The organism is Pedobacter sp. A2324 (assembly GCF_059693705.1).
On sequence record NZ_JCASSK010000001.1, the window covers coordinates 585,654 to 604,694 of the forward strand.

Annotated in this window: 9 protein-coding genes; all 9 read left to right on the top strand. The window is 43.9% G+C overall.

The window, feature by feature from the left end:
- Positions 1-92: 92 nt before the first annotated feature.
- The gene (locus AC570I_RS02620) at positions 93-2,999 is read left to right on the top strand and encodes an exo-beta-1,4-galactosidase (protein WP_497404177.1); all 2,907 of its coding nucleotides are present in this window, start codon (positions 93-95) and stop codon (positions 2,997-2,999) included.
- Positions 3,000-3,014: 15 nt separating this feature from the next.
- Positions 3,015-4,154 (top strand): glycoside hydrolase family 88/105 protein, encoded by a 1,140-nt coding sequence (locus tag AC570I_RS02625; protein WP_497404179.1) that lies wholly within the window; start codon positions 3,015-3,017, stop codon positions 4,152-4,154.
- 37 nt (positions 4,155-4,191) lie between these two features.
- Positions 4,192-6,639, top strand: coding sequence for a glycoside hydrolase family 31 protein (locus AC570I_RS02630; RefSeq protein ID WP_497404181.1), 2,448 nt, complete (start codon positions 4,192-4,194; stop codon positions 6,637-6,639).
- A gap of 165 nt (positions 6,640-6,804) precedes the next feature.
- Entirely contained in the window at positions 6,805-7,113 is a 309-nt protein-coding gene (rhaM, locus tag AC570I_RS02635) for an L-rhamnose mutarotase (RefSeq protein WP_497404183.1), read from the top strand.
- Between the two features lie 6 nt (positions 7,114-7,119).
- Positions 7,120-9,882: a glycosyl hydrolase gene (locus AC570I_RS02640; protein WP_497404185.1), complete on the top strand. Its 2,763-nt coding sequence runs from the start codon at positions 7,120-7,122 to the stop codon at positions 9,880-9,882.
- Between the two features lie 361 nt (positions 9,883-10,243).
- Positions 10,244-12,469 carry a fasciclin domain-containing protein gene (locus AC570I_RS02645; protein ID WP_497404187.1) on the top strand — a complete coding sequence of 742 codons (2,226 nt, stop codon included), beginning with the start codon at positions 10,244-10,246 and terminating at the stop codon, positions 12,467-12,469.
- 5 nt (positions 12,470-12,474) lie between these two features.
- The gene (locus AC570I_RS02650) at positions 12,475-15,735 is read left to right on the top strand and encodes a SusC/RagA family TonB-linked outer membrane protein (RefSeq protein WP_497404189.1); all 3,261 of its coding nucleotides are present in this window, start codon (positions 12,475-12,477) and stop codon (positions 15,733-15,735) included.
- 12 nt (positions 15,736-15,747) lie between these two features.
- Positions 15,748-17,214, top strand: coding sequence for a RagB/SusD family nutrient uptake outer membrane protein (locus tag AC570I_RS02655; protein ID WP_497404191.1), 1,467 nt, complete (start codon positions 15,748-15,750; stop codon positions 17,212-17,214).
- A 9-nt stretch (positions 17,215-17,223) separates the two neighbouring features.
- Positions 17,224-19,041, top strand: a complete 1,818-nt coding sequence (locus tag AC570I_RS02660; protein WP_497404193.1) for a fasciclin domain-containing protein — start codon at positions 17,224-17,226, stop codon at positions 19,039-19,041.

Here is a 19,041-nt window from a genome sequence, read left to right on the forward strand (position 1 = left end):
GACACTACAGGTTGCCCCTTATGGATTTAAACCTTATAATAGTGGCTTTAACCAGATATATTTGTGCTTCGGCACGCTTTTCTTTTAAAAATATGCAGATAAAGGTATTGTCGTTTGCCAGATGGATAGTTGCAACTATTTGTTTGATTTCTATATTTTCCGCTGGTGCTTCAGCTCAAACCATCTCATTGAAAGGGAAATGGCGTTTTAAAACCGATGCCGGCGATGAAGGCATCAAAGGCAAATGGTATTCCACTGTGCTTCCCGAAACGGTTAACCTCCCCGGCTCTATGGCTGAAAACCTGAAAGGGGATGATATCACCCTGAAAACCAAGTGGACAGGTAGCATTTACGACAGCTCCTATTTTTTTCATCCACGTCTGGAAAAATACCGTAAGCCCGGAAACCTTAAAATACCTTTTTGGTTAACACCGGCCAAACACTATACGGGTGCCGCCTGGTATCAGAAAGATATCGAAATTCCCGCCAGCTGGAAAGATAAACGAGTGGTTTTATCACTCGAATACCCTCACTCCGAAACACGCGTGTGGGTAGATGACATAGAAGCAGGAACGCAGTTTACATTCGTGGTCGCACAGAACTTTGAATTGCCACCGAATCTGAAGACCGGGAAACATACCATCACGCTCCTGATTGATAACCGGATCAAAGCCATTAATGTGGGTCAAGACTCGCACAGTTTAACCGACCATACACAGGGAAACTGGAACGGCGTAGTGGGAAAGATGTTCCTGCAGGCCGGTTCCCCCGTTTATTTCGAAAACATTCAGGTTTATCCTAACCTCAGCAAAAAATCGGCAAAGGTTCGAATTCAACTTAAAGCACCGCTGGGTACAGCTTCTGCGGGAAAAATCACTTTATCAGCAAAGAGTTTCAATACCAAAAATCTACTCAGCGTAAAACCGGTAACTGTTCCCTATCAGATTAAAAACGGAACAGGCAGTATAGAAGTCGACTTGCCCATGGGCGGTAAGATAGCCACCTGGGATGAATTTGATCCGGCTTTATACCGTTTGACAGCATCATTACTGGCTAAAGATGGCAAGAAAGATGATAGACAGGTTCAGTTTGGTATGCGCGAATTTAAAGCCGCAGGCAGGAATTTTACCATTAATGGCCGTCCTGTATTCCTTAGAGGCACAGTGAATAACTGCGAATTTCCACTTACCGGATATCCGGCAATGGATGTAGCGGCCTGGGAGCGTATTTTCAAAATCTCTAAAGCCCACGGTTTAAACCACATGCGTTTCCACTCATGGTGCCCGCCCGAAGCGGCTTTCATTGCGGCTGATTTAACCGGTTTTTACATACAGCCCGAAGGTCCGAGCTGGGCCAACCATGGTACTTCAATAGGTGATGGTAAGGCCATCGACCAGTTTATTTATGATGAAACCAACCGCATGACGAAAAGCTACGGAAACTATGCTTCTTTTTGCATGATGGCATACGGTAACGAACCACGCGGCAGACAGGTAGAGTATTTAACTAAATTCAATAATTACTGGAAAGCCAAAGATTCACGCCGGCTTTATACCGGAGCATCGGTAGGTGGCAGCTGGCCGGTCATTCCCAATAACGAATACATGGTGCGCGCAGGCGCCAGGGGGTTGGATTGGGGCAAAAGGCCGGAAAGCATATCAACCTATGCCAAACAGATTGAGCAGTTTAATGTTCCTTTCGTGGCGCATGAAATGGGACAGTATTGTGCCTTTCCGAATTTTGAAGAAATTAAAAAATACACGGGTGTGTACCGTGCAAAAAACTTTGAAATGTTTCAGGAAGACCTCGCCGATCATGATATGGCGGCTCAGTCGAAAGATTTCCTGATGGCCTCCGGTAAATTACAGGCCCTTTGTTATAAAAATGAAATTGAAAAGGCCCTAAGAACACCAGATTACAACGGTTACCAGTTATTGTCGCTAAACGATTATCCCGGTCAGGGTACCGCTCTGGTTGGGGTGCTCGATGCCTTCTGGGATGAGAAAGGGTATATTTCTGCAAAAGAATTCAGGCGCTTCTCCAACAGTACTGTACCTTTACTCGAAGTGCCAAAGTTTGTTTATACTAATAATGAAAAATTCACTGCAGGTGTAAAAGTCGCCCATTGGGGAAACAAAGCATTTAAAAATGCGACTATCTTTTGTGTATTAAAAGATGAAGCAGGTAAAGTAGTCTATAACACACAATTTAAAAATGTCGACATCCCTGTTGGCGGTGCGGCCAGTATTGGCGACATCAGTACCAGCTTAAATGAGGTTACAAGAGCTTCAAAACTCAAACTCGAAGTTAAAATCGAGGGAACTGAATTTACCAACGATTGGGACATCTGGGTATATCCTGCTGAATTACCCAAGTTTAAAACAAGCTTTTATTATACCGATAAACTGGATGATCAGGCAAAGAAAATACTGGAAGAGGGAGGCAACGTGTTTCTGAATGCCGCAGGTAAGGTGGTAAAAGGTAAGGAAGTGGTGCAAACTTTTTCACCTGTATTCTGGAACACTTCCTGGTTCAAAATGCGTCCGCCGCATACTACTGGCATACTCTGCGATCCTAAACACCCGGCATTGGCCAACTTTCCAACCGATAACCATAGCGATATGCAATGGTGGGAAATTGTAAATAAGGCCCAGGTCATGAATCTGGAAGATTTCCCTTTAGGGTTTAAACCCCTTGTCCAACCCATCGATACCTGGTTCATGAACCGGAAGCTGGCCCTCGTTTTAGAAGCCCGCGTTGCTAAAGGAAAACTCATTATTTCCAGTGCCGCTTTGTCGCCTGATTTAAAGAATTCACCCGCGGCTCAGCAACTTTTCTTTAGCTTACAGCAATACATGATGTCGGATCAGTTCAGTCCTAAATATGAAGTAGCCTATAATACCATCAAAGATATCTTCGAAAGCCCCTCAAAAATTCAGTTCGATACTTTTACTAAAGACAGTCCTGATGAATTGAAACCTAAACCAAATTCGAATTAAAAATACTATTGAAATATGAATACTCCAACCATGAATAAGTTCCTTTCCACTTCCGTTTGTTTCCTGCTGATCACTACGCAACTCTTTGCCCAAAAACTACCCAACAAAAAAGAGGTTTTAAAAGCATTGAAGCTTACGAATGCCTACTTTATGAACAAATGGCCGGATGCAGGTAAATCAATCATCACGAATAGAGAACGGCCAAGTAACATCTGGACCAGGGCGGTTTATTATGAAGGCTTAATGAGTTTATATTCGATCCATCCTGATCAAGCCTATTATGATTATGCTGTTCAATGGGGTGAAAAACACAAGTGGGGCTTAAGAAATGGCATCCAGACCCGCAATGGTGATGACCAGGCCTGCGGACAAACTTACATCGATCTGTATAACATCGACAAAAAGCCCGAACGCATTAAAGATATTAAAGCCTCAATGGACCTGATGGTTCAATCAGGAAAGGTGAACGACTGGACCTGGATCGACGCCTTACAAATGGCCATGCCTGTATTTGCTAAACTGGGCAAGTTGTACAATGATCATACTTATTACGATTATATGTACAAGATGTACCTGCACAGCAAAAATGTAGAAGGTGGTGGCTTATACAATGCGAAAGATGGCTTGTGGTGGAGAGACAAAGATTTTGTGCCTCCTTATAAAGAGCCTAATGGAGAAGATTGTTACTGGGCACGCGGAAATGGGTGGGTAATCGCTGCATTTGTCCGTGTTCTGGAAACTATGCCTAAAGATGCTGCGGGACACGATGAATACCTGAAAACTTATCACGAAATGATCAAAGCTTTAGTGCCGCTCCAACGTGCTGATGGCTTTTGGAACGTGAGTTTACACGATCCCAATCACTTTGGCGGTAAAGAAACATCTGGCACTGCACTATTTGTTTACGGCATAGCCTGGGGCGTAAACCAGGGTATCCTGGATAAGTCCACTTATCTGCCAGTAATCATCAAGGCATGGAACGGAATGGCCAAGGAATCGGTTCAGAAAAATGGTTTCCTTGGATTTTTGCAGGGAACCGGTAAAGAGCCGAAAGATGGTCAGCCGGTAACCTATACCAGTGTGCCCGATTTTGAAGACTATGGTTTAGGTTGTTTCCTTCTGGCTGGAACCGAAGTGTACAAACTGAAAAAATAATACCAATATCCCGGGAGTTCCCATTCACAAGACACATATGTTAAAAAGATATTTAGCGTTTGCCCTGATCCTGTCTGCAACCGCTGCATTTTCGCAAAGCATTGGCGATTACAAAGCCGGTTTCAAACGCCAGGGAAATGCCATTTCATTTTCCACTACCAAAGGCGAAATAAAACTGGATTTCTGCACGCCGGAAATGTTCAGGTTTCGCAGCAGCTGGAATCATACCTTTGAAAAGAATGAAGATTTAATGGTCATCAGGTACGATTGGCCGGCAGTTGCTGCTACCGTTCTGGAGAAGAAAGAACAGTTTATTCTGACTACCGGAAAGATAGTGGTTAAGCTCAATAAGTCGCCATTCAGGATAGATGTTTTCAATTTAAAAGGAACGCTGCTCAGTTCGGAAGTGAATGGTGCCATTGTAAAAGAAAATAGCAGGGTGGGCGTAACGAAAAATCTCCAGGCCGACGAACATTTCTTTGGTTTTGGTGAGCGCATGGATTTCATGGACCGCCGCTTTAAAAAAGTAACTTTAAATGTCGGCCGCGGAAAAGGCCTGCCTCATGCCATTGGTGCTTACAATATTCTGGAGGCTAATTATTGTCCGGTGCCGTTTTTTATGAGTACCAAAGGTTATGGCATTTTCCTGCATAATTCATTTGCCACAGAATGGGATATGGGTGCATCCAATAAAAACCAATATAGCTTTAAGGCTGCCGACGGGGAACTGGATTACTATTTCATTTATGGGCCTACCTTCCCATCCATCTTAAATTCCTACACTGCGGTTACGGGTAAATCGCCGCTGTTGCCTCAGTTTGCCCTCGGTTTACATGCCGGTACTTACAGTGGCGGCACCTGGGGTTATGAAGAAAAAACTTCGGATCAGTATGTAGTGGAACTGGCCAGGAAATACCGGGCGCTGGGCATTCCGGTTGATTTGCTTTGGCTGGATTCTACCTGGCGTTTATTTGGCGAAATCGGTGGCAAGGGGGCTACTTCCTTCGAGTGGAGAGAAACTTTTAAAAACCCTAAAGGCATGTTTGATAGCATTTATGCCATGAACTATAAAATGGTGGGACTGCATCTCCGCCCGAGATTTGACAATGCAAAAAAACTGAACCTCCTTGATCAGGCACAGGCCAAAGGGTATACCTATCCAGAGAATGGTAAGCCAGGAGAGTTTGTCAACTTCTTCGACCAGAAGGCCACGCAATGGTGGTGGGACAATGGGGTAATGCGTGTAGCTAAACTTGGCGCCAAATTCCTCAAAACAGATGAAGGAAGTGCTTTTGGAGCTCTGGCAAACGAAAGTGAAAAAGTAGGCCCCACAGGTAAGGATGCAGAGCGCTTACACAATGTGTTTCCTGTGGCTTATGCAAAAGCCCCTTTTCTGGAATTTGAAAAGTTTAACGGTTTCAGAGGGTTGAACCAAACCCGTGAAGGGTATTCCGGTATCCAGCGTTACCCTTATATTTTTGCCGGCGACTGGCCCAGCGAGTGGCAATACTTTGCTCCGGTAATTAAGGCCGGACTAAATATTGGTATTTCAGGGGTAGGTTCCTGGGCACACTGCATGGGCGGCTTCGAACATCAGGCCGATCCTGAGCTCTATATCCGCTGGGTGCAGTTTGGTATGTTCAGTCCCATTGCCCTGGTTTTCGGGATGGACCATCCCGGGTACAAAGAACCCTGGAAATACGGTGAAGATGCTTTAAGAAATTTCAAAAAATACGATCTCCTGAGGTACAGGCTGTTTCCTTATCTCTATACTACCATGCATCAGCAATATGCAACAGGTATGCCGATGATGAGGGCCTTAGTGTTGGACCATCAGGATGATGAAAATGTGTATGAAATCGGCGATCAGTACCTGTTTGGCGATAACCTGATGGTGGCTCCGGTGACCACAAAAGGAGCCATTACGCGCTCGGTTTACCTGCCTGAAGGAACCTGGTTTAACTACTGGACCAATGAAAAATATGACGGTAAAAGCTATCATCATGTGGTGGCCCCTTTAGATACCATTCCGCTTTTTGTAAAGGCGGGGAGCATTATCCCGATGCAGCCGGAAATGACTTATAGCGGCGAAAAAGCGGTAGATGTAATTACACTGGATATATTTCCTTTTGGCGATTCCAGGTATGACCTTTACGAAGATGATAACCTGAGCTCGGATTACAAAACCGGTAAATTCGCCACAACCCGCATCAGTTCATCGCTGAAAGTAAGCACACTGGTATTAAAAATAGAAAAGCCTGTCGGATCGTTCCAGCCCGGCAGCCATCAGTACATGGCTAAAATCCACTGGAGTAGTAAAACGGCACCGAAGCAGGTAACCGAAAATAATGCCAAGTTGAATGTAGTTAACCATGCCGGAAAGCTGGATAAAATTGCAGGCTGGTTCTATGACGAAAAAACCAGAACGCTCTGGATAAAGTCAAAAGGAAATAACAGTACAGACATCAACTTCCAAATCAATTAAAATCTGCGTCATCCGCGGGAACAATGATGTAGAAATAAGGTATAAAATCCTTTAAATCTGCGTCATCAGCGTCATCCGCGGGAACAATGGTATCAAGATAAGATATAAATCATTCAAAATCCGCGTCATCCGCGAGAACAAAAAGCATGCGTTAAAAAACAAACAATGAAAATTGCCTTCAAAATGAAACTCAAGTCCGGATCCGCGGCAGAATATAAAACCCGTCACGATCGAATCTGGCCGGAATTATCGGCTTTGCTAAAAGACAATGGCATCAGTGACTATTCCATTTTCCTGGACGAAGAAACCAATACCTTATTCGCGGTACAACAGCAAAGCGGTAACTCATCTCAGGATCTTGGCAGCACCGAAATCGTACAAAAGTGGTGGGCCTACATGGCCGACATCATGGAAACCAACCCTGATCATTCGCCTGTAAGCGTTCCCCTCGATATGGTCTTTCACCTTGATTAAGCTATCATGTTAAAAAAAAGAATCCTGCTTTTCCTCGCCCTTAGTGCTGCTGCACAATTACACGCACAGCAAGCGGCAAAAGTCGTTGCCTGGCCTAAAATAGAACAGCAAATGAAACCCTGGACCCGCTGGTGGTGGATGGGCAATGCGGTCGATGAAAAGAACCTAAGTATCGTATTGCAGAAATACAAAGATGCGGGTTTAGGCGGGGTGGAAATCACCCCGATCTACGGGGCAGTGGGTTACGAAAAACAATACATGCAATTCCTTTCCCCCCAATGGATGGACGTCCTGCATTTCACGGTGAAGAAAGCCAATGCATTGGGTATGGGCGTAGATATGAATACCGGTACAGGCTGGCCCTTTGGCGGTCCGCAGGTTAAACCTGAAAACGCGGCTACTAAACTCATTATTCAGGACTACGAGCTAAAAGCCGGCGAGAAGTTAAATGAGGGAATAAAAGTTAAAGAAGCTAAGCAGGATTTTGCACGGCTACAGGCATTAACGGCATACGGGCCAAACGGGGAAACCGAAAATATACTGGCAGCTGTACAGCAGGATGGTACCTTGAACTGGTCGCCCAAATCAGGGACATGGAAAATATATGCTGCCTTCGCAGGCAAAACCCGCCAGATGGTGAAACGAGCAGCACCGGGAGGGGAGGGCTTTACGCTCGATCACCTCGACCGGCAATCGGTAAATGTTTACCTCAAAAGATTCACCGATGCTTTTGGAAATCAACCTCAGGGGATCCGTTCATTTTTTAACGACAGCTATGAGGTTTATGGTGCCACGTGGACGCCCACTTTTTTCGAAACATTCAAAAAAAACAGGGGATATGATCTCGCAAAGCACATCAAAGACCTTGCAGGCAAGGATTCCACCAGCGGCCAGGTTGCCCGCCTAAAGTCCGACTATCGCGAAACGATGGACGAACTTCTGCTGGATAACTTTACCAAAAACTGGACAGACTGGGCCCATGGCCTGCATTCACTGACCAAAAACCAGTCGCATGGATCACCGGGGAACCTGCTTGATTTATACGGAACAGTAGATATTCCTGAAACCGAGATTTTCGGTTCAAGTGCTTTCGGTATTCCCGGACTGCGCCGGAATAAGGAGGACATCAGGAATGTTGATCCTGATCCGATCATGAGTATGTTTGCTTCATCGGCGGCACATACCAATGGAAAGAACCTGGTTTCGTCTGAAACCTTTACCTGGCTCACCGAACATTTTAAAACATCATACTCGCAATGCAAGCCCGAAGCCGAGAAGCTGTTCCTTTCTGGAATAAACCATATTTTCTATCATGGCACCACCAATTCACCCGAAAATGTATCCTGGCCGGGCTGGTTGTTTTATGCTTCGGTAGAGATGAATCCCAATAACAGCCTATGGCCGCACGCCAAAGGTTTAAATGACTATATCGCCCGCTGCCAGTCGATATTACAAGCCGGAAAGCCCGACAATGAAATCTTAATTTACTGGCCGGTTTATGATGTATGGAATCAGGCAAAAGGGTTGGATATGGCATTGAAAGTTCACGACGTAGACGAATGGTTACATCCTTCGGCGTTCTATCAATTGGCTACCCAGCTTTCTAAATCCGGTTACGCCTATGATTTTGCATCCGACCGCTTGCTCGGCCGGACAAAAGTGCTGAACAAAGCTTTACAAACTGCAGAAAATGCGTCGTCTTACCAGGTGCTCATCGTGCCCTCCAGCCAAATGATGCGTACTGAAACTTTAGATAATATTGTACAATTGGCGGAAAACGGTGCAACGGTTATTTTCCAGGAATTACCTCAGGATGTTCCCGGTTTAAATGATCTTGAAAACAGACGCGCTAAACTTACATCTACGCTCGCCAGACTTGCCTTTAGAAAAGGTGCAGACGGCATCGGGGTTTATCCTGCAGGCAAAGGAAAAATACTCCTGAGCAAAGATGTCCGGGTGGCGTTAAGTAGTATCGGCATCAACAGGGAAGCCTTAACAGATACAGGCCTGCAGATGATTAAGCGTAAGGTTAATAATGCCACATATTATTATACTGTTAACCATACGGCGAAAGATATCGATACTTACCTGCCGCTCAATACGCCGGGGAACGTGACCTTGCTTGACCCGCAGAGCGGCGCAATAGGTGCAGCAGCGATGAAGGATCAGAAAGTGCATGTGCAGATTAAATCCGGCGAGGCACTGTTTCTGCTGGTTGCGCAACAACAGCCACATAATGCGGCATGGCGTTATCTGAATAAAGCCGGAAATACACTTACCCTTAACCAGCCATGGCACCTCCATTTTACCAGTGGCGGACCTGAGCTTCCTGCTGATCAGCAACTGGATCAACTGGTTTCATGGACGGATTTAAAAGACCCGAAACTGGAAGCCTTTTCAGGTACTGGTGTATATACATCTGAGTTTAACCTGCCAACCAAAAACGCCAGCGAATATGTATTAAACCTCCACCAGGTTGATGAAAGCGCAAAGGTATGGATCAATGGACAGGAACTGGGTATTTTATGGAGTATCCCATTTGAGGCCCGCATTGGAAAATATTTGAAACCCGGGAAAAATACCATCAAAATTGAGGTGGTAAACCTGATGGCCAACCGGATCCGCGATATGGACCGGAAGAAAATTCAATGGAGAAATTACCATGAAATCAACTTTGTTAACATCGATTACAAGCCATTTGATGCGTCAAACTGGGAAGTACAGCCTTCCGGACTTGTCGGACCGGTAACAATCACCCCGTTTTTTTAACAATAATTCCGGTTTAAATACTTAAAAAGTGCCTTTTGGCACTTTTTTTTTAAAATAAAAATCAGACGTAAATCGATTTATAAGCATCAGACCGGATGTATTCCTTTTTATGCTAAGATTTTATAATAACCGACAGGATAGTACAGGATGGGAGAAGCTGCCGATGTCTTTATATTTAAATCAATTATTTTACTAACCAAATAACCGAAAACCAAATATTAAAATTAACGATCGTTAAGCCTGATTTATGCAATAAAAATCTACTCTTATTCCCTAGCCGCTCAACTCATTAACCCTAACCGATTCTCATAGATTCTTGTTCGCAATTTAGCTTAAGACCGTCATGTCTAATAAAATTGCTATGAGTAAAATTTTACAACAATCATTATTTGTCTTACTGACATTTGTCATCGTGCTGAGCAGTTGCCGGAAAAAGGAATTCGATGAGTTTTATGGCAGGCCAGAAACACTTGCCGATCCCATTTACCAACAGCTTCAGGCAAAAGGAAACTTTACCAAATTTCTCGAGTGTATCGATAAATCAGGTTATAAGGAAACTTTAAGCGCGGCCGGCTCCTGGACCTTATTTGCACCTACCGATGAAGCTTTTGCGCTTTACCTGAAAGAAAATAACCTGACAGAAATAAGTGCTGACCAGGCTTCCGCGATTGTGCGTTACTCCATGACCTACGATGGCGAGAAGATCGAACGTTTAAGTGATAACCTCACTGCCAGGGGTTTTGTTAAAAACTCTGGTTTCAGACGCAGAACGGTTTTCTACGACTTTGTTTACGATGGTACCGACAATGATGGCCGTTCAATAAAAGTGATCGCGGCTAACCGCAACGGCAGTTACCTGTCAACCGATTTCAATAACAAAAATCTACCGTATTTTTTACCTCCTTTCATGACCTTTGCCGGCATAGGAGCTACTGATTATAATTACTTTTTCCCCGGAACAGAGTATACCGGTAAAAATGTTGGCCCCGCAAAAATTACCGAGCAGGATATTGTAGCTGAAAATGGGGTTATCCATATCATTGATAGGGTATTAACGCCACCGCAAAGCATAGATCAGTACATTGCTGCCAAAACACAATACAGCGCTTTTAAATCACTGCTCGATAAATACGTTTCGTATAGCATAAACACCGATATCAGTCACCGTTATCAGGTGCTTACCGGTAAAAGCGATAATGTTTATGCTAAAATATACAGTGGTGTTTTAGGATTTTCACCAAACAATGAAAACTATCTAAAGCTTGATGCAAATGATGCCCAGGCGGGTATGTATACCATTTTTGCACCAACTGATGCCGCAGTGGAAGCTTATTCGAAGGTTTTGCTGAAATATTATGCTAAGAACAGGCTTCAGCCGGGAAACTACAAAGCACAGCTTTCAGAATTATATGCTTTAAGACCGGATATTATCAGGGATTTCGTGAATTCGCATTTTTACACTGTTCCGGTTTGGCCGGGAAAGTTCAGCACCGTAAACAGTTTTTTGGGCGAAGTAACCAAGCTCAGCCCATCCAATGTAGTGGATAAACAATTTCTGAGCAACGGTTTACTATATGGCGTGAGTACGGCACAAAATGCCAATTCCTTTTCTACCGTATATGGAAAGGTTAACCTCGATCCAACTTTTTACATTATGAAGCAGGCGCTGGATGTGTTAGGTTATACCATTCCTATTAAAACCGCTTCCCTTAAATATGTGATTGTACCCATCCCTGATGCCACGCTGGTGAGTTTAGGTTTTTCTTATGATCCGTTCTTTCCTACAGCGCCGATCAGGGGTGATTTGACTATCCTTCGCCGTTTGCTTCAAACCCATATTATTCCTTTGGGCGACAGGGCAGTGCCTAATTTCACAACTGCTGCAGGTATTCTGGAGACATCGAATGGTGAATACATCAAATACAACAGAGGGGTGCTTTCTTCCGCAGGAACGGAAGACCTTGCAGCAACCAGTGATAAAACCATTCCTATTGATTCCATCACCACGGCGGTTAATGGTGCTGACGTTTATGCCACACGGGTTTTAGCCTACACGGCATTACCGGTAAGTAAACACATTGAAAAATACGGAACGGCTACTACCGATCCATACTACTCTTTTTTTCAGTTCCTGAAGAATAACGTAACCCTTTATAATGCTACAACCGGCGCCATACAGGGTGTAAGTGATGGTAGCTTTTATTCAGTATTTATCCCAACCAATGCGGCCATTCAGGCTGCGGTAACGGCAGGTTTGCTGCCTAAACTGGCAAACGGGCTTCCGAATTATGCACCAACCGATGCATTGGATATCAGTAAGGTATCTAAGTTTATCCAGTACCACATCATTAAAAACAGCGTGGCCAGTGACGGACAAAAAACAGGGACTTTCGAAAGCCTGCTTAAAGATGAATCGGGCGATGCAGCGAAAGTAACGGTGGCCACCAATACAACCACTTCCCTTATTCTTCGTGATGTAACCAATGCTACGGTGAATGTATTACTCGGCGCAAACGACCGCAGTAATGTGCTGTCAAACCGCACAGTAATTCACCAAATCAACTCTTACTTAAAATATCAATTCTAACCAATATGCTCAATAGATATCATTTTAGTGTTTTTATCTGGCTATGCTGTATGCTGATGGCTACTATTACCCATGCCCAGCAAATCAACTATGTAAAGGGAAAGGTAATTGATAAAAAAGACAAGCAACCCATCATTGGCGCCTCTGTTGTCATTATCGATAAGGATAAAAGGGTTATTAAAGGGGTTTCAACAGATATTGATGGAAACTACAGTTTGCCGGTTGCCGATAAAACTTACCGCATTTCAGTTTCTTACATTGGATATAAATCTACAACAGGTGTAGCAATCGACCGGCCGGTAATCAATTTCCAGCTGGAATCTGAAAATAACCAGATGGAGGAAGTACAGATTGTTTCCAGGGCAAAAGCGGCAACGGGTAGTGGAATGGTTATCGACAAACGCGACCAGACTTCATCAACAGTTACGATTGATGCCAAAGAACTTGAAGATATGCAGGCTGCATCGATTGATCAGGCCTTACAGGGTAGAATGGCAGGTGTTGACATCACGGCCAGTACCGGTGATCCGGGAGCACCTATGCAGATCAGGATTCGCGGAACCTCATCAATCAACGGTGCCACAGATCCGCTTATCGTATTGGATGGTATGCCTTACGACATTACCATTCCTTCTGATTTTGATTTTGCCACTTCTGATGAAAATAATTACGGACAATTATTAAACATTGCACCTTCGGATATTAAAGAAATCAGTGTATTGAAAGATGCGGCAGCCACAGCTGTGTGGGGTTCAAGGGGTGCAAACGGCGTATTGGTGATCACTACAAAAAGGGGATCTATCGGCCCACCAGCCATATCCTATAATTTTAAAGGATCCTACTCCAAGCAGCCAAGCCCAATCCCGATGCTGAATGGTAATCAGTATTCTTCTTTGATACTCGAAGAATTTTATAATGCAGGGCGTCAGTTCTCGACCACTGAATTCGCTAAAGAATTTCAGTACGATAAAAATGATCCATACAATTACTACAATTATAGCAACAATACCGATTGGCTTGCAGCCATTACCAGGGTAGGTTATTTACAGGATCACAATCTTTCCATCTCCGGCGGTGGTGAAAAGGCGCGCTATCGTGCCTCTGTAAATTATTTTAATCAAAACGGAACCACGATAGGTACTGACCTCAACCGTATATCAGCAAGGGTGAATCTGGATTATGTGGTATCAGAAAAGATCAGGTTTACTTCCGATTTTGCCTATACACATATTGATCAGAATGCATTGTATAATCCACTGGGTGGCAGAGACCGGATCAGGGAAACGGCTTATACCAAAATGCCAAACCAAAGCCTGTATGAGTATGACGAATATGGTAACCTGACGGATAATTTCTTCAGTCCCGCCGCCACTGCTCAAGGTGCTTATTCAGCAACCTTTAATCCATTGGCGATGGCGAGTGCAGGTATCAACCATCAGCTTGGGGAACGGATTACACCAAAGTTTAGTTTACAATATAAAATTATCCCTGAATTGATCTTCAACGGAAGTTTCCTGGTGAATATAAACAATACCAAGGTTAAAACCTTTTTGCCTCAGATTGCAACCGGCCGCCCTTTTACAGAGTCTGTGGTGAATACTGCTTTCGATCAGGATGGTGATTCCTTTACCATGAATACCAGTATGAATCTGGCTTACAGTCCAACCCTGGGGCCGAAACACAATCTGATCGCTTTTTTAAGGTTTGATAGTGAAGACAGCCGCCGTGCCAGTCAATACCTGCTTGCCACCAATACAGCCTCTTCGTTCTTAACCGATCCTTCAGTAGATAGCCGTACCAACCTGTCAAACTCTACCAGTTCGGCTTTTAACCAGTCGCGCTCCGTAGGTTTACTGGCCACTGCCCAATACAAGCTCCTCGACCGGTACATCATCAATGCAGGGATCAGGGGAGATGGAAACTCTAAATTCGGTGCAGGTAACCGTTATGGTGTATTTCCTTCAATATCCACCCGCTGGAGGATTTCCGGTGAACCTTTCATGAAAAGAACCGATAAATATATCGATGATTTCAGTTTAAGGGCCAGTTATGGTAAAAGCGGTAATGCGCCGCGATATGATTATACCTTTTACAATATTTATCAGAATTATGGCTTTAGCTATCTGGGTAATGCAGGCGTTTATTCCACCAACCTGGAGCTTTCCAACCTGAAATGGGAAACGGTAACCCAATCCAACGTAGGGATTACCTTAAACATGTTCAAAAGATTATACATCGACTTCGATCTTTATCGTAAACGTACAACCGATTTATTCTATGAAGATTTAGCCGTACCCACTTATAACGGTTATTCTACCGTTGATATGAACGTTGGCACCATGGATAACCAGGGATGGGAATTTAATGTGACAGGTACCGTGATGAAATCACAAAAATTCAGATGGGACATGAGTTTTAATATTGCCCACAATGAAAATGTAATCCGCGAAGTTTCTCCACTGTATCCACGTGAAAACAAAGGCCGGGTTACCCAAAATAATGTATACAAAGTGTTCGTTCAGGAGAACAATCCTTTCGGATCTTTTTATGGCTTTAAGTTTAAGGGAGTTTACAAAGATAAAAACTCCACAATCGCTGTGGATGAAAACGGTAACCAGATTGTAGGGCCTAACGGCGATAAGGTGTACATGCGTTTTGCCTATCCTTCTATTGATTATGTTTTCCAACCCGGAGATGCCATTTATGAAGACATTAACCACGATGGTAACATCGATTATAAAGATATTGTGTATCTGGGCAATGGTAATCCGAAAATTACCGGTGGTTTTGGTACCGCGTTTACCATCAACGGGAACCTTAAACTTAGCGTGAACTTCTCATTCCGTACCGGATACGATATTATTAATGGCACTAAAATCAGTACCACCAACATGTACAGCTTCAATAACCAGAGTACCGCAGTTTTGCGCCGCTGGAAGAAAGAGGGCGACGAGACCGATATGCCAAGGGCAATTTATGGCGGTGGCTATAACTTCCTCGGATCGGACCGTTACATTGAGGATGGATCATTCGTAAGACTCCGTTCGTTGGGCTTGAAATATGATTTTGCTAAAAATCTGATGAAACGCATTGGGATGAAGTCTATCTCTGCAAATGTCATTGTTGAAAACATCCTGACCTTTACGAAGTATACCGGACAGGATCCTGAAGTGCCCATTAAACTGAACGGATCAAATACTGTAGTTGATAATTCTACCACTCCGCCAATTAAAACGGTAACGCTGGGTTTAACTGCTAATTTTTAATATTCACCTGATATGAAAAAGATACTATATACTACCTGTTTATTGTTTATTTTGAGCTTAAGCAGTTCCTGTAATAAATGGCTTGATCTCGAGCCAAGGGATGGTATTACGCGCCAGGAATTCTGGAAAACCAAAGAAGATATCCTGGCTGCGGTTTCGGGTTGTTATACTTCCCTGTTGGCGGCGCCTCCAACGGCGGGAGACCGCTCCCTGTTGGAATACATGTTTATGTTCGGAGAATTAAGAGCCGACATGATTAGTGCCGGGCCAAGTATTACCCCTGCTGAAGTTGATATTATGAATGTAAACATCACTTCAGATAATGGCATCGCCAGCTGGGCGTCATTCTATCGCACTATCAATTATTGTAATACCGTTCTGGATAATGCCCCTAACGTTAAAAGTACCGATCCAACGCTTACTGATGCCATTTTAAACGGCTACCTGTCAGAAGCTTTAACACTGAGAAGTATGATGTATTTCTATCTGGTGCGTACTTTTAGTGATGTACCGTTGAAGTTAAAAGCGACTGTAAAGGATACTGATCTAGAAAACCTGGCAAAAACCAAACAGGCCGATATATTAAAACAAATTGTAGCCGACCTGAAGAAAGCAGAATCCTTTGCGGTAACTACTTATGGAAACACCAAATCAGATAAAGGCAGGGTAACTAAATTTACCATCAATGCGCTACTTGCGGATGTTTATTTGTGGATGGAAGATTATCCGGCTTCAATAGCGGAGTGCAATAAAATTATCGAATCGCAGCGTTATGCATTGGTTGGTTCAAATTCGGCATGGTACAATACCGTGTTCTTTCGTGGCTCATCTACAGAAACGATATTCGAGTTTGATCAGGCCATTGAAAACCCGTTTTTCAACCTTCTGGTAAATACCAGAAGACGTTACATCGCTTCACCCTTCGTCGCTTCAGAGATCTATATTCCTGATGAAATCGATCCGGATAACGTTTACGACATCAGGCCGGGTTCATTTTATAACAATGCATTCACCATCCAGAAATACGGTACCGAAAATCCGTCTTACGTGAAGTGGCAGGCTTACCGTCTTTCAGATATCATGATGATTAAAGCAGAAGCACTTGCCCTTACCGGCGGGGGTGCCGAAGCTTTAGAACTGGTGAGTACTTTACGTACAAGACGGAACGCCGTTAAAGCCACTGAACAGAATGTTGATCCTGGCGATAGTGACGCAATATGTGATTATATCCTTGCTGAGCGTGCCCGGGAATTTGCATTTGAAGGAAAGCGCTGGTTTGACTTGTTGCGCCATGCCAAGCGGAATAATTACAGCAGAATCGACATTTTGCTTGATGTGGTATCGAAAACTGTTATGCCAACCTTACAGCAATCGGCAATCACCAAATTCAGGGATTATAACAGTCATTATTTGCCTATCCCTCAGGTAGATATTAATACCAATCCAAGTCTCATCCAGAACCCATTTTACACTAAATAGTATACTGACATGAAAATGAAATTAAACATTCACAAGATCACCTATTTGGTTTTGCTCAGTGCATTTATCCTGTTCCTGATTCATGCCTGCAAAAGGGAACAATATACCATAGCCACTACCGATGATGTGAACATCACGGGTTATCTGGAAAAATATCCTGATAAATTCTCCCTGTTTTCGCAGATTTTAGACCGCTCGGGCACTAAAGGTTACCTGGCCGCTTATGGTAAGTACACCATTTTTACCCCCGATAACAATGCGGTTAATGCATGGCTGAAAAAGATCAATAAAACTGCGGTTGATCAGCTCACTCCAGAGGAGCTGAAAAATGTAGTGCGCTTTCACGTATTGCAGGATACTGTTTCAACAGCGAAGTTTACGGATGGTAAGGTTGCGCAGATTACTTTGTACGGACAATATCTGCTTACAGGTGTTACTTTCCAAAATGGAACGAGTAACATTACCATTAATAAAGAGTCTTTAATTACCCAATCCAATGTAAGGGTAGGGAACGGGATCATCCACGTCATTGATCATGTTCTTGAACCTGCAACTAAAACATTGGCTGCTACCATCGAAAGCAATGCCCGTTATGGTATTTTTACTCAGGCGTTAAAAGAAACGGGTTTTTATGACTCATTGAACTATGCACAGTCTGCCGTGCCCGATACTACCCGCCGGTTTCAAACAGTCGTTCTGGAATCTGATTCTGCTATACGTGCAGCAGGGTTTGCAAATTTCGCAGCCCTGAAAGCTAAACTTTCTAAAACCGGGAATACCAAAAGCCATACCGATAGCCTGTGGATGTATGTAGCTTACCATGTATCTCCAGGTGCCAGTTATACAGCGGATATCGTTTCAACGCCATCATTATCAACACTTGTACCGGGGGAAATTGTAACCACTAAACTTTCAGGAACCAGAATACTGTTGAATGATGATGAATTTAATGGCGTGATCGAACCTGGCGTAGAGGTAAACAGAACCTTTAGCAACAATACCGCTTCGAACGGTGTTCTACACGAATCGAGGAGCTTTTACAAAATCAAGCCACGCGTTCCTACCGGAGTTTATTTCGACCTGGGTGATCAGCCGGAGCTAAAGGCTATGGCGGCCTGGAGGGTACCTGGACAATCCATTAGTTTGCTTCAAAACGGTAAATTGATTACTGCAGGCATCCGCCTCGACCAGATCAGGTCGAATACCATTGGTCCGGTTTACTCAACAGCATCCCTTCCATTGGGTGCAGATACCAGGAGTTATGCAAACCGTGATGTCATGAACTTTAACATGAGTATCAGTAACAATGCCCGTGCAGTCTGGATAGAATTCAGATCACCAATGCTGGTAAAAGGGAAATACAAAATCTGGATTTGCTACACCTACAATGTTGCAGGGCCACTCTTGCAGGTGGCTTCAGATGTGGGTACCAATCAGGAACAGATACTTCCCAACCTGGTCGATTTAACGCAGCAATTGACGTCATCAGGTGTTACCGATGCCGGAGCGCTACAATCCTCATCAGACGGGCTGATGCTGACCAATGGCTTTAAACGCTACCTTGGTACAACTGCTGAAACCGCAACAGACGGGGTGACGAAAGGTTTACAGGCAGTGGGAACGAGCAACGGCTGGAAAATTATGCCTGCGAAACTTGCTGGAACGGTAGATATCAAAACGACTGACCGGCACTGGATTCGTTTAACTGCTTTAAGGGGCAATGGAAATGGTGTTAACCTGGATATGATTCATTTCATACCGGTTGATGATGACCAGAACTATCCAAGATTTCATCCAACACCAGGTGTTATTTTTAAACGCCCTTAA

Bases quoted from the DNA above. Each gene is read 5' to 3' on its own strand.
- AC570I_RS02625 (WP_497404179.1), top strand. From the start codon at position 3,015: ATGAATACTCCAACCATGAATAAGTTCCTTTCCACTTCCGTTTGTTTC.
- AC570I_RS02655 (WP_497404191.1), top strand. From the start codon at position 15,748: ATGAAAAAGATACTATATACTACCTGTTTATTGTTTATTTTGAGCTTA.
- AC570I_RS02645 (WP_497404187.1), top strand. From the start codon at position 10,244: ATGAGTAAAATTTTACAACAATCATTATTTGTCTTACTGACATTTGTC.
- AC570I_RS02650 (WP_497404189.1), top strand. From the start codon at position 12,475: ATGCTCAATAGATATCATTTTAGTGTTTTTATCTGGCTATGCTGTATG.
- AC570I_RS02660 (WP_497404193.1), top strand. From the start codon at position 17,224: ATGAAAATGAAATTAAACATTCACAAGATCACCTATTTGGTTTTGCTC.
- AC570I_RS02620 (WP_497404177.1), top strand. From the start codon at position 93: ATGCAGATAAAGGTATTGTCGTTTGCCAGATGGATAGTTGCAACTATT.
- AC570I_RS02630 (WP_497404181.1), top strand. From the start codon at position 4,192: ATGTTAAAAAGATATTTAGCGTTTGCCCTGATCCTGTCTGCAACCGCT.
- AC570I_RS02640 (WP_497404185.1), top strand. From the start codon at position 7,120: ATGTTAAAAAAAAGAATCCTGCTTTTCCTCGCCCTTAGTGCTGCTGCA.
- rhaM (WP_497404183.1), top strand. From the start codon at position 6,805: ATGAAAATTGCCTTCAAAATGAAACTCAAGTCCGGATCCGCGGCAGAA.